Genomic DNA, 12,595 nt, shown 5'->3' with positions numbered 1-12,595 from the left:
AGCCATGGAGATTTTGAAACGATTGCTGCTGTGCGGGATCATGCTCCTGATTACGTCCTGCGGAGGCGGGGGAGGGGGGACCCCCCCTGGAAATGTGGACAGCTCCGCTCCCACCGTCTTCCTCTCCGGTCCGGCCAACGGCTCGACCGTTACCGGCATCACCGCCGTCACCGCAGACGCAAGCGACGACGTCGGGGTGACCAGGGTCGACTTCTACCTCAACGGCGTCAAGCAGGGGAGCGACGGTACGGCTCCCTATACCTACCTCTGGGATCCCTCGACTCTTGCCAGGGGAAGTTACACCTGGACCGCCAAGGCCTATGACGCCGCCAATAACGAGCGGCAATCCGCGGGCGTAACGGTTACGGTCCCGGTCTACGCGACCATGACTACCGTGGTGAGCGGCACCGGCGCGGTAGGTACCGTGGCCCTGGCTGGGCTGCCGGTTGCCGCCCCTTACGGCCTGAACTTCGTGGTGACCATGCCTGCCGGCGCCACCCTGTCGGCGGTCAGCACCTCGGGGCCTTACGCGGGCAGCGGTCTCGCCAGCATCGCGGGTGCCAACAGCCTCATCCTCGCCAGCAGCAATATAGCCTCCGGCGAGATCATGACCGTGACCTTCGCCAATCTGCCGGTGGGTGCTCAAGCGAGCGAGTTCGGCGTAGCACTGTCGGCGGTGTACGACGGTAGCGGCAACCAGATTCAATAGGATTTGCAGGAGAAAAGTAGCGCCCGGGCAGGGAAATGGGGGCGTCGTTGCGACCGAAGGAGCATCGGTTGCAGGCGGAGTTGAACGCAGAACGTAGAACGTCTTCTGGGTTTTAATGCCTCTTGCTGTTGCTGCGTGTATCGAAGAAGTTCTTGTTGAGCAGGATCGCCTTGCTGTCCAGGATGCTGATCACATCCGACTTCTCAAGGCTGCGCAGCACCCGGCTCATGGTTTCGCGGGTGACCGAGGCGTAGCTGGCCATCTGCTGGTGGGTCATCTTCACGTCGATGATAACGCCGCGGTCGTCCCGGACTCCGTACAGCTCCCCCAGCCGGTCCAGCAGGGACAGCACCCGGTCCTGGGCGTTTTCGGCGTTGAAGCTGAGGATCTTGATCATCTCCCATGATTCGCGCAGCCGGCTGCAGAGCAGCTCGATGATCTTTCTTCGGATCTCGTCGTTGCGGATCAGGTGCTGCTCGAAATCGCTCTTGTGCAAGAGCCCGATCACCGAGTCCTCGTGGGCTATGATGGTGGCCGGGGAAGTCTTGTTGTCCAGCAGCGACATCTCTCCGAAGAAGTCGTTCTTCTTGTGGATGGTGATGATCTGCTCCTTCCCCTCGTCGTTCATTTTCACTACCCGCACCTTGCCGGAATAGATCAGGTACATGTAGCTGGAGGTGTCCTCCTCATAGAGCACTATCTGTTCCTTCTCGTAATTCTTCTTTCTGAACAGTTTTTCCACCTGGTCCACCTCGTCAGGCGTCAGAGATGAGAAGAAAGGAATGCTGCTAATGATATTCGATTCGTGCTTATTTCTCGACGATGTAGGACAAGTCATCACAGTGCCTCCGGCTCACATTTTACCTCAGCCATTCGAGTGTTTAACACAAACAATTAGCACTTGTCAATTTATGCCTTAGGCTGTATAGGTATAGCAGGCATTGGCCTGTATTTTCTGCCTGTGCTGCCGGCGGTTGGCCCTTGCTGGCAGGCGCGTAGCGAGCGCCAATGACATCGGCACGGGCTTTGAGTTAATTCTTCACCCGTCGGAGCAGATGGGAGGGCCTCCGGGGAGAACTTTGCTGCCGGCCTTGCCCGAGGGACAACGATGGCTCTTATGCTGATTTCAGTCTTTCTGCTGCTGGTATCCGTGCTGCGCATCGTGCTGCTGGAGAGACGAAGCGGAACGCTCAGCTATATTGCCGCCCCCTTTTTCACCATAGCGGTCCTGGAACTTTTCGACTTCTTCGCCCTGAACAATTTCTGGCCGGAAATAGAGTGGAAGCGGTGTGCCCTGTTCGTCGAGGCGCTCTTGCCGTCTCTTTGGCTCCTGCTGAGCGTCACCTACGCCCGAGAGATCCCGGAGCGGGGACTCTCGTTGAAGAACCGCTTGCTGGTCGGCGCCAGCTTACTGCTGGTGCTGGTCCCCGCGTTCCTGCCGTCGGCTTCCTTCTACTACGCGCCGGATTTTCCCGCCGAACCGGTGCTGTTTCTGGGCGACGTCGGCTATTACTTCTATGTCGCCATCCTGGTGCTGCTGGTCGTGGCCCTGATCAACTTCGAGTCCACCCTGGTTAACGCCTCCTCGGAGGCCCTGTGGCGCGTGAAGCTCGATATCGTAGCGCTCGGCTCGATGCTCGCCGTGCTCATCTTCTACTATTCGAACGCCCTGCTGTACCGCTCCCTCAACCTTGAGCTTGCGCCGCTGCGCTCCCTGCTTTTCTCGATCGCCGCGGTTATGATGCTCTACGCCCGTTCCCACTGGCGCGGCAGCGCCCGTGTCAAGATCTCCCAGGCGGTCGTGCTGAAATCGGTGGTCGTGGCGACGGTCTCCGCTTACCTGCTCATGCTCGGTCTGCTTGGCGAGGGGATGAAGTATTTCGGACCGCAGTTCCCGCGGGTGCTCACCCTGTCCCTGGGGTTCATCGGGGGCATCCTGCTGCTGCTGCTCCTCCTCTCGGACCGCGCCAAGCGGGAGCTGAAAGTGCTGCTGCACAAGCACTTTTACCAGAGCAAGTACGACTACCGGGCACAGTGGCTGGGGCTGACCGAGAGGCTGTCCACCTTCGAAAACGGAGACGATCTGGTCAGGAGGGTGCTCCTCGCGTACTGCGAGATCTTCGGGGTTCATGGCGCTGCCCTTTACCAGCACCAGCAGGGGTGTGGTTGGTACTGCGTGGCCTCGAACCTGGAACTGGAGCCGCTTCGGGAAACCATCAGCGATGACAACCCGATCCTGACTTCGCTGCGCGAGAGGCAATGGGTCTTTTGCAGCAGCGACCCCAACCGTGACCTGACCGAGCAGGAGTGGGACTTTCTCCAACGCTACGGCATCTCGTTCGTGGTTCCACTTTTCGAGGGGGAGGCGCTTTCCGGCTTCATCGTGCTCGGTGCGCAGGTCGTGCCCGACGAGCAGTACCGCTATGAAGATTTCGACCTTATGAAGACCATCGCGCGGCAGGTGTCGGTGGCCATGCAGCATCAGCGCCTCACCGAACAGCTCACCCAGTCCAAGGCCATGCAGGCCGTGGGAGGCTTGGCGACCTTCGTGGTGCACGACCTGAAGAACCTGGCGGCGACCATTTCGCTGGTGCTCGAAAACGCACGGGAGCATATCGACAACCCGGAATTCCAGCAGGACATGCTGACCAGCCTGGGTAACACCACCAAGAAGATGCACCACCTGATCGGGCGGCTGCGCAACCTGGGCGAGAGCGAGCTTTTGCAGAGGCGCCCGGTGGATCTCTTTGCCCTCACCCAGAGTTGTGCCGGGATGATGCAGGGGAGGGTGATCTCTGTGCAGGGAAGCCAGCAGATCGTCCTGGGGGACCGGGAGGAGTTGCAGAAGGTGCTATTGAACCTGTTCCTGAACGCGGTGGAGGCGTCGTCCCCCGAGGCTCCCATAGCGGTGGAAGTGGGCTGCAACGGCACCCCGTTTGTGAAGGTAACCGACCAGGGCTGCGGCATGTCACCGCGCTTTATCAGAAACGACCTGTTCGTGCCGTTCCGCAGTTCCAAGCAGACCGGTCTCGGTATCGGGCTGTACCAATCGCGTCAGATCGTGACGGCCCATGGCGGCAGGATCGATGTTTCCAGCGTGGAAGGGGAGGGGACCGTATTCACCGTCCACCTGCCCGTTGCCGAGGAGGATTCGGCCGGCGGCGTCATCAAGGCCGCGTGAAGGAGGAGTTGGTGAGAAAGCTTCTAATTGTCGATGACAATGAGGATATCAGGCAGCAGTTGAAATGGGGCTTGACCCAGGAGTACCAGGTGCTTTTGGCGGCCGATGCCCGGGAGGCTCTGTCCCTTTTCAAGAGCGAGCACCCCCCGGTGGTGGTGCTCGACCTGGGGCTTCCCCCGTACCCGGACAGCTCGGTAGAGGGGTTTCGCTGCCTTGACGAAATGCTGGGGTTGAACCCGGTAACCAAGGTCATCATGCTGACCGGCAACAACGAGCGGGAAAACGCGCTGAAGGCGATGCGCATGGGCGCCTTCGATTTCTACGCGAAGCCCCCGGTCCTGTCCGAGTTGAAGGTGATGATCGGGCGCGCCTTCCACATCGCCAACATCGAGGAGCAAAACAGCGCGCTCTCCTCGCTCGGCGAAGCGGAAGAGCAATGGGGCATGACCGGCAAATGCGCCGAGATGCAGGCAGTCTACACCACCATCCGGAAGGTCGCAGCCTCCAACGCGCCGATCCTGATCGTCGGTGAGAGCGGCACGGGCAAGGAGCTGGTGGCGGCCGCGATCCATGAGGCGAGCCTGCGCCGCAAGGGGCCCCTGGTGGCGATCAACTGCGGCGCCATCCCGGAGAACCTCCTGGAGAGCGAGCTCTTCGGTCATGAGAAAGGCGCCTTTACCGGCGCCCATACCGCGGTGAGGGGCAAACTCCAATACGCCCACAAGGGGACCCTCTTCCTGGACGAGATCGGCGAGCTCCCGGTGAACCTGCAGGTGAAGCTGCTCCGCTTCCTGCAGGAAGGGACCATCCAGCGGGTAGGCGGAAGGGAGGAAATTCCTATCGACGCCCGTACCACCTGCGCCACCAACATAGACATCCAGAAGGCGATCGAGGAGGGGCGTTTCCGCGAGGATCTCTACTACCGGATCGGCGTTGTTACCATCAAACTCCCCCCGCTGAGGGATCGCGGCGACGACGTGCTCCTGTTGGCGGACAATTTCCTTAAGTTCTATTGCAAGGAGAACAAGAAAAAGGTGCGGCTGTCGCCTGCCGCCGTCGCCTTCCTGAAGCGGCACGACTGGCCCGGCAACGTGCGCGAGTTGAGAAACCGCATCCAGCGGGCCGTCATCATGTGCGACGGTTCCAGCATCGGCCCGCTTGACCTTGGCTGCGATTTCGAGCCTCCGCCGATACCGGCTCCCAGCAACGACAGCCTTTCCCTCAGGGAGGCGCGCGAGCGGATGGAGCGGGAGATGATCCTGAGCGCGATAGAGCGGCAGTCCGGCAACATCCTCAAGGCCGCCGAGGAGCTGGGCGTGAGCCGCCCCACCCTCTACGATCTGATGAAGAAGCTCTCCATACATCAGTAAATCCGGTCGACGTTCAACGTTTAAATCCTGGTGCGCGCACGCGAGACCATGACGTTGGGCGCTCTGACCAAGCTGTTTCTCCTGTCACCCGCCTTTTCCCCTCGCCCTCCGGGAGAGGGGAAAAGGCGGGTGAGGGGGATGCTATCTGCAAGAATTCAGGCGAGGGGACGGCGAAAGGGGAAATCGGAGAGGGGTGACCACTTACAGGCACGTTCAATCCAACTCCAATGTAAAAGGGCCGGCAATATCTGCCGGCCCTTTTGCGTTTGCTCTGGGGGAGGTTACAGCCCCGGTGGGGCAGGGGGCGGGGGCCAGGCTGCAGGCGGCCTGGATAGCCCTGAACCTAACGGGCTCACCTCGCAAGCAGGGCAACTGATCGTACCGCTGCCGAGACAGACACTGCAATCGGATTCCCAGATATCGAGCACCGGGACATAGTACAGATTGCCGGTGCCGCCGCACTCCGGACAGGTTACGATCTTTTTACCTCTGCAGTCGTTACAGGTTGCCATTGCATAACTCCTTCCGTGCTGCGGCACGTCGTGGCTCGTTGAGTAGGAGTTGTGCAGTATAGAATAAGATCTACGTATGTCAATTGTAATTAATAAATATTTATTTTAACGGCGCAGGTCCGTTTCACCGGGCCTGCGCCGCTTACGTTTGGTCGCGCCTAGAAGCGTTCGAAGTCGTTGTGGTCCAGGTTCAGTGCCACTCCCTTGTCGATGGCGGCCTGCTTGCCGCGCGCCTTGGGACTACCCTTGGTGGCTGTGGCCGCATAGGTCATCGACGCGGCGGCGCGGCCGCTTTGCCGCTTCACTCCCTCCGCGAGCCGACCCGCTGGGGCATCGTTGTCCCTGACCTGGAAGAAGGAGACGGTGCTCTGCAACTGGGCGGCCTGGGAGGAGAGCTCCTCGGCGGTGGAGGCCATCTCTTCGGCCACCGTCGCGTTCTTCTGGATCACCTGGTCCAGCACCTGTATCGCCTGGTTGATCTGCTGGGCGCCGCCGTCCTGTTCCGTGCTGGCCGCGCTGATCTCCTGGACCAGTTCCGCCGTTCTCTGGATGTTCGGCAGGATCTCGCCCAGGAGAGCTTCCGCCTTCTCGGCGATCTCGACACTGGAGGTGGAGAGGGTCGAGATCTCTCCCGCCGCCTTCTGGCTTCGCTCGGCGAGCTTTCTCACCTCGGCGGCTACCACCGCGAACCCCTTGCCGTGCTCCCCGGCGCGGGCCGCCTCGATGGCCGCATTGAGCGCCAGCATGTTGGTCTGCCGCGCGATCTCCTCCACGATGGATATCTTCCCTGCGATCTCCTTCATGGCGGCGAGCGTCTCGGCAACGGCCTTGCCACCTTCCTGCGCGTCGGCCGCCGACTTCACCGCGATCTTCTCGGTCTGCATCGCGTTGTCCGCAGTCTGCCTGATGTTGGCGCTCATCTCTTCCATGGAGCAGGATGCCTGCTCGGCCGAGGCCGCCTGCTCGGTAGCCCCCTGCGACGTGTTCTCCGCGTTCTCGGCAAGCTCCTTGCTCCCAAGGCTCACGTTGTCCGCCGCCTGCTTCACGTCGAGTACCACGTCCGAGAGCTTCTGCACCATTGCCGCCAAGTCTTTGAGCAGCTCGTCCTTTTCCGAGCGCGGCGTGACTTCAACGCTCAGGTTCCCGTCGGCGATTTCCTTGGTGATGCCGATGACGCGATCCATGGCAAGTTTCACGCTTTTTAGGCTGTCGTTGATACGTATGAAGTCGGAGTGGGCCTCCTTGGTATGCTGGTCGGGCTGCGTGAGGGCGAAATCGAGATCCAGGTCCCCCTGCGAGAGGAGGTGGAGGTTGGTAGCCATGCGCTCGATCTCGGTCTTGGTGTAGTCGCGGTTCCTGATGATCGCCGTCAGGTCCTGGACCACCTCGACGTAGCCGATTTTCTCCCCTTTGCGGTTCATGAGGTACGTCGTGTCCTGCTTGCACCCGGAGCCGCACCAGTCGAAGTAGCTCTCGGGCACCCCCCTGTGCAGCTGCTTGATGCCGCACCCCTCGGTGTTGCAGATGTTGGCGGCCGCGTTGCTGCAGGGAAGCCCCAGCGCGGTGCGCCGGTCCCTGATGCGTCCTTCCTTGACCAGCAGCGCCTCGAAAGGCTTGTTGAGGAAGGTCCAGTTCATGTCGTTGTCGGTGACGTGAATCGGGAAGGGGACCGCATCGATGATGGCCTCGTACCAGTCGTTCTTCTCCACCACCACGTCCAGGGTACGGTTCACCCCGTCAACGATCGCGCGGAATTCACCCTGGTGCTTGGATGCGTCGGAGCGGGTCTGGAAGTCGCCGGCCAGGGCGGCGTTCACAAGTGTTTCCGTGTCGACGATCATGGCACCCACAGCGTCCTTCACCTTGGAGAGACTGTCGTTGATCTTCACGAAGTTTTCGCGCGCCACCACGGTGTGCTGGTCCGCCTCCGCAACCTTCAGGTCGAGGTCCAGGTTCCCCAGCGCGAGCCTGGTGAGGTTCCCCGCCATGCGCTCCACCTCCGCCTGGGTGTAGTCGCGGTTCCTGATGATCGCCGTGAGATCCGTCACCGTCTCGACGAATCCGATCTTCTCCCCTTTGCCGTTCAACAGGAATGCAGTGTCCTGCTTGCATTCGGAGCCGCACCAGGTGAAGAAGCTCTCGTTCACCCCCTTGTGGAGCTGCTTGATGCCGCACCCCTCGTTGTTGCAGATATTGGCGGCCGCGTTACTGCAGGCAAGCCCCACTGCGGAATCACGGTCCTTTATGCGCCCCTCGCGGACCAGCAGCGTCTCGAACGGCTTGTTCATGAAGGTCCAGTTCATGTCGTTGTCGGTCACATGCACCGGGAACGGAACCGCGTCGATGATGGCGCGGAACCAGTCGTTCTTCTCGATGAGGCAGGCCCGTTCTGCTTCGAACTCCCTCGTCAATTTCTCCACCGTCTGCGTGTTGTTTGCTACGAGTTGATCACGCTCTGCTTCGAGCTCCCCCGTCATCGTCTCGATTGTCCGGGCGCTGTTCTCCACGATTCGGTCCCATTCTGCTGCAACCGTGCGCGCCAGGTACCCGCCGAGGGCGAGGATGAGAGTGAATGCAACTGCGCCGGTGCCTAATCCGACTGACGTGGATACACGCACCGTCGCGAGAGAACCTGCGGCACCCAGAACCGCCGCGGCAGTGACAACAACCATTACCTTTACCTTGAGTTTCATTTCCATACCTTCCTGTCCTTGTTTCTGGTTTAGTGGTGGCGTCACCCCGACGCGTGTATCGTGACTTTGGGCCGCCACCGAAGAGAAGGGGAGGGCGGCATTTAGAAATTAGCCCGGCGCGGTTTTTTAGTAGAATGCGTCTGAAGATTCTTCATTTTGCGTTGAAAGCTGGTGTTGCTTTCGGTGGGAGACGTGAATAAATGAAGGGAAAAACGATTAGCTTTGGTGAAGGGGAGCGGTATAAGAGGAGAGGTGAGCTTCTTTAGGATCTATAAGGTGAGGAATAAACAGAGAAAAAAAGTATACACAATGCAGATTGTAATACATTATATTTATGTTATTTACGTGTTTGGAAGGCAAACTTCACGAAAGTCGACTGCGTACTCTGCAAATGGTCTCATACCCCGACTGATCTGCCAATCCCCATAGATCAAGTGGCACACCCGCACCCAAGTGTCAGCCCCGATAAACCTCGTCACGGAGTTTCCCTTTTTCGGTACCAGGCCGGTAACGACGCTGTATAAACGCACGTAAGCTATCCGCCAAGCGCCGAACGTAAACTCCTGCTCCCCCTTTACCAAAGCGGGACGCAGGGGATTTGCTTACTCCGATTTTTATTTTTCTTCGCCGCAAAGCTTGCATTGCCTGCACAACCTTGTAGTCTAGAGAATGTTTAAATTGGTGGCGGTTAATTAACAACCATACTTCGTAATTGCGAAGAAAGGAGGTGCAAGTGACAACAGGTCAGTGTCAGCGAATACTGCGTGATTACCGGAACCTGTCCGCAACAAGGTTCCACGAGTTCAACCAGAGGACGAGAGCTTCCCTGGCTGACCAAACGAGGTTTCCCGACTCATTTTGGGGGAACAATCTACCGCTTGTCGTAGCGTATTTCTCGGCATCGGACAAGCACGACGCGGTGTACCACGAGTCGATGCTGGGCAGTAAACTGGTGATAGCGGAACGCGAGGGGCTCCAGGCACAACTTGTGGTCTACCTGGACCAGATCGCGGCTCTGCTGGACATGATGGCGGTGTGCAATCCCGGGATCCTCATCGCCTCCGGATTCGATCTCACCAAGGAAAGAAGAGGTCACGCCAGGGCCAAGGCAACTGCCGCAGCTCGCATCGCAGGGGATGCTGAGTCGGCAGATGGAGACAGCGGCACTCCATCATGATCCAACAACCAACATGGGGGATGCCGCCAGCATCCCCCATGTTTTCCCCAGATCGTCCTCTCACCTCCAACAAGTCATATGCTCTCCAAAAAACTTCGCCTCCCTGTCCCCGAAATCTAATCCCATCGAGCCTCTCGAGTCACTTCTCGCGATAAATGAGTCATCAACTGCGATAGACGAGTCATCGATCGTGCTACACGAGTCATCGATCGTGCTACACGAGTCGTCGATCGCGATACACGAGTCGTGGAACGCGATACACGAGTCGTCGAACGCGATACACGAGTCGTCGAACGCGGTACACGAGTCGTCGAACGCGGTACACGAGTCGTCGATCGCGGTTCACGAGTCGTCGATCGTGCTACACGAGTCATCGATCGCGGTATGCGAGTCGTCGATCGTGATATACGAGTCGTCGATCGCGATACACGAGTCACCAACTGCGGTAAACGAGTCATCAAACGCGGTAGACGAGTCATCGATCGCGGTAGAAGAGTCATCGATCGCGGTAAACGAGTCATCAATCGCGATAGACGAGTCATCAATCGCGATAAACGAGTCATCGGTTATAAAACGAACAGTTGGAGCTGTCGGAGGCGGTTCTTGGTGCGAGGCGGTGGGGGGATGCATGGCAGTTTCCACCGGTGCCGAGATCAGGCCCTATCTATCACCGGGGGGAGATGAGGCATGGATGGAGGTTGAGCGCTTCTATTCAAGTTGAGATGGGAAAGGCCTTGAGGGATATGGATGCGCTGGGATAACGAACGACGGGGGCACAAAAAAGAAACTGCTTTGGGAGGTTGCCGCTGTTCTTGGACTTGTTTTTGGCAAGTCTGAGTGCGGTCTCTGACCAAAGCAGTTTCGGTGATGGCTCCCGGCGGCAGCGTAGCGTTTTTAATGCTAGCACTGTCTACGCTCAGCGGTCGGCTTTTTCAGGACCGATGGCTGGTGGAGCGGGAGCTTTTCCCTGCTTCTGGAGGCTGGCGCATTCAATAGAGATGTTGATTAGCATCCCTTCGGTACGATGGTCTTCATAGCAGGTAAGAGTCATTATCTGCCTATCCGCTAAAAAAGCAAACAGGAATTTTGGACATGACAGGCACCAGAATTCCCGTGTGCTCCCCGCTTGAATTGGCATGCCGCTTGGCCTCATCACCCACATCATCCCCGCGCGCTACAACCGGCAGGTATGAGATGGAGGTGTGCACCTCGCGTCGGCTGGGATCAGGTCACTGCGATATCGAGGGTACCTTCCCATAGACCGTGGAGGTTGCACTGCTGTTTCGCCACCAGGGTCACCTTCCCGCTCGGTGCGGCCTCTTTGGGGACCACAACGTTGAAGGCGACTTTCGGTGCCAGGTATCCCCTCGGCTGCAGGTCCACTCTTCCACATGGCTCGTTGCCAAGGCTGAGTTCGATAAAGCCTATCCAGTGGGCCGGCATCATGCCGTGGAGCACTTCACCGACAGATACTTCCACGGTGAAAGGCTTGCCGGCCATCACTGAGGCTGGCGCGGTAATGACAGGCGCATGGCTTTTCTCAAGCGGGGTCTTTTTAGTTGGGTCCTTTACCCTGTTGATCGTCTCGAAGAGCCTCGTGTCCACTTGGTCTGGAAAATAGCGCTCGGCCGCAGCAACCGTTCCAGCGAAGCCAACGACAAAGGAGCCTGCAACAGTGGTTTTCAGAAAAGCCCGTCTGTTCATCTCACACCTCCTCATGGCATTGCCGCAATTACCCTTGCTGCGGCTGGTCTTTTGTAATTCTTATGAGTTTAGTGGTTGGTTGGGACAAGTCAACGGAAGACCTTTCACAATGCAAGGAAGAGGGGTGACGAGGGGGGAAGAAAGGAAAGAGGAAGAGGGGAGGACGTTCTTGATTTTTTGACATTTGTGGCCTGATGGCGGAGTGAAGCCTCCTGCGGTTGCAAAAGCCTCCTTCGCACTTGTGACCGTTTGACGTTGTTGTTATGTTGACATTTGATAGTGACGAAACCAGGACAAAAGTGAAAATACTAACAACGTCCCCTCGGTCCCCATTATAATTCAAGACCCGATACCGCCCCTGTTTATGCTTTATCAGAATATGATCAACTGCTGGGAAGGAAATCGGCAATCTTCACTGCGAAGTTCGCCATCTCTGAGAGCCATTCGGTAAGTTCACCAAACCGCACTTCGCGTGTACCAATAACAAGCCTGTCAATTGTCTTTATGGTCTGGTTTGGCTCAGTCGGATGTGGAGTTTCTGGGCCGTCTGGTTTGAGGGCAAATGGTTGTCCATCTGCGATCTGCTCCTTCATGACCAATTCTTCAAGGTGATGAATTTCATTGCGAATCATGCGAAATCTGTCGGCAATTGAATCGGTCGCGAAATTTGCCTTTTCGGCGTTCAGCATCTGAGACAAAGGGTTCTTGTCGCGCCTGAGTCGGCGGAAGCAGTTTGTCGCACGGTACATGTTCGATATGCATGTCTCAAAGTGAGACACCGACCTATGCATTGCCCCAACGTTAAAAGACGAATGTGTGCCCCAAAACTCTCCCAGCTTTATGGCTCCAAGCTGATACTCAATGATCGCTGCCTCAACTAGCCGAACATACGTGCTGGTCAACGCATTAATCTGATATCTATTCGATGGAAACTGTATGAACAAAGATTTGAGCCAATATTGCGCGAAATCAGACGCATGCTCAGGAATTGCGGGTAGTTCAAACTCAACGTACATTACTTATAAAACCTCCTCCGCTCCTTCTTCCTGTTTTATTCGGCCCAACGGGGGCGTTCTTGACCGGCGGCGCTAGCCGTCCGCGTCCAAGGACGTTGTGTACGCCCGGCATGGGCGTGAACTTATGGGGTGTAAGTCCCCTGTACGTAGAATCCAACACCGTCGCGAGACGGCGTCAACGAAGTACTAGCCGACGGCAAGGGCGTCTCCGCGAGGAGGGGTCTGAAGGAAGC

At 58.0% G+C, this 12,595-nt stretch carries 9 protein-coding genes; 5 read left to right on the top strand and 4 right to left on the bottom strand.

Features of this window, described 5'->3' with window-relative positions; genetic code table 11:
• Nucleotides 1-4: 4 nt before the first annotated feature.
• Nucleotides 5-709: an Ig-like domain-containing protein gene (locus tag KOM00_RS15350; RefSeq protein WP_216499818.1), complete on the top strand. Its 705-nt coding sequence runs from the start codon at nucleotides 5-7 to the stop codon at nucleotides 707-709.
• A 112-nt stretch (nucleotides 710-821) separates the two neighbouring features.
• Here KOM00_RS15350 and KOM00_RS15345 read toward each other — a convergent pair whose 3' ends face one another.
• Complete coding sequence (locus KOM00_RS15345) at nucleotides 822-1,451, bottom strand: Crp/Fnr family transcriptional regulator (protein WP_239027511.1); 630 nt, start codon at nucleotides 1,449-1,451, stop codon at nucleotides 822-824.
• 375 nt (nucleotides 1,452-1,826) lie between these two features.
• Between KOM00_RS15345 and prsK the strand changes: the two genes are divergently transcribed.
• Together prsK and prsR are read left to right on the top strand one after the other, a co-directional pair.
• On the top strand, nucleotides 1,827-3,890 hold the full coding sequence (prsK, locus tag KOM00_RS15340) for an XrtA/PEP-CTERM system histidine kinase PrsK (protein WP_236027001.1): 2,064 nt from the start codon (nucleotides 1,827-1,829) through the stop codon (nucleotides 3,888-3,890).
• A gap of 11 nt (nucleotides 3,891-3,901) precedes the next feature.
• Nucleotides 3,902-5,260 (top strand): PEP-CTERM-box response regulator transcription factor, encoded by a 1,359-nt coding sequence (gene prsR, locus KOM00_RS15335; protein ID WP_216499815.1) that lies wholly within the window; start codon nucleotides 3,902-3,904, stop codon nucleotides 5,258-5,260.
• A gap of 670 nt (nucleotides 5,261-5,930) precedes the next feature.
• On the opposite strand, the gene KOM00_RS15330 is transcribed toward prsR, so the two are convergent.
• On the bottom strand, nucleotides 5,931-7,760 hold the full coding sequence (locus KOM00_RS15330; protein ID WP_437178067.1) for a methyl-accepting chemotaxis protein: 1,830 nt from the start codon (nucleotides 7,758-7,760) through the stop codon (nucleotides 5,931-5,933).
• 1,639 nt (nucleotides 7,761-9,399) lie between these two features.
• On the opposite strand from KOM00_RS15330, the gene KOM00_RS20715 reads away from it, so the two are divergent.
• Nucleotides 9,400-9,642, top strand: coding sequence for a hypothetical protein (locus KOM00_RS20715; protein WP_236026999.1), 243 nt, complete (start codon nucleotides 9,400-9,402; stop codon nucleotides 9,640-9,642).
• Nucleotides 9,617-10,363 (top strand): hypothetical protein, encoded by a 747-nt coding sequence (locus KOM00_RS15320; RefSeq protein WP_216499812.1) that lies wholly within the window; start codon nucleotides 9,617-9,619, stop codon nucleotides 10,361-10,363. The genes KOM00_RS20715 and KOM00_RS15320 overlap by 26 nt, the downstream gene beginning before the upstream one ends.
• 503 nt (nucleotides 10,364-10,866) lie before the next feature.
• Here KOM00_RS15320 and KOM00_RS15315 read toward each other — a convergent pair.
• Together KOM00_RS15315 and KOM00_RS15310 are read right to left on the bottom strand one after the other, a co-directional pair.
• Nucleotides 10,867-11,346 (bottom strand): class II SORL domain-containing protein, encoded by a 480-nt coding sequence (locus KOM00_RS15315; protein ID WP_216499811.1) that lies wholly within the window; start codon nucleotides 11,344-11,346, stop codon nucleotides 10,867-10,869.
• A 383-nt stretch (nucleotides 11,347-11,729) separates the two neighbouring features.
• A complete protein-coding gene (locus KOM00_RS15310) occupies nucleotides 11,730-12,362 on the bottom strand; it encodes a hypothetical protein (protein WP_216499810.1) in 633 nt (210 codons plus the stop codon).
• Nucleotides 12,363-12,595 lie beyond the last annotated feature (233 nt).

It is taken from the genome of Geomonas diazotrophica (assembly GCF_018919385.1).
GTDB classification, from domain to species: domain Bacteria; phylum Desulfobacterota; class Desulfuromonadia; order Geobacterales; family Geobacteraceae; genus Geomonas; species Geomonas diazotrophica.
The sequence above is the reverse complement of the archived record's forward strand: the minus strand, read 5'-3'. Positions and strand labels throughout refer to the sequence as shown.